The sequence below is a fragment of the Vibrio splendidus 12E03 genome, assembly GCF_000272105.2.
Classification (GTDB): Bacteria; Pseudomonadota; Gammaproteobacteria; order Enterobacterales; family Vibrionaceae; genus Vibrio; species Vibrio splendidus_I.
This window is the reverse complement of record NZ_AJZD02000247.1, coordinates 1-272: the sequence shown is the minus strand read 5'-3', so window position 1 is coordinate 272 and position 272 is coordinate 1. Positions and strand designations below refer to the sequence as shown.

Annotated in this window: 1 protein-coding gene; it reads left to right on the top strand. The window is 42.6% G+C overall.

Annotated features, from left to right (window positions below; all coding sequences use genetic code 11):
* Window positions 1-18 precede the first annotated feature (18 nt).
* On the top strand, window positions 19-272 hold a 254-nt coding region (locus A142_RS15945; RefSeq protein WP_019820357.1), incomplete at its 3' end, for a hypothetical protein.

The following is a 272-nucleotide window of genomic DNA, read 5'->3' as shown; positions in this document are numbered from 1 at the left end:
TCAATACTAAAGAGTGCTATGCCTTTCCCTAAAGATACAAACGAAACGTTTATTAGAAAAGCCATTAAGCAATGGGGCAACCGTTACGACTACTCTCTTGTCCAGTATGTGAACAGTCGAACGCCTGTTGTTATTCTTTGTAACAAGCATCAGCAAGCGTTTGAACAAACCCCTAAAGCCCATTTTGCGGCGAAACACCATTGCTGCCCACTGTGTTATCAAGAGGTGGTGGGAAGTTACCAAAATGAGTGGCGATTACAGAATAAGTCAAC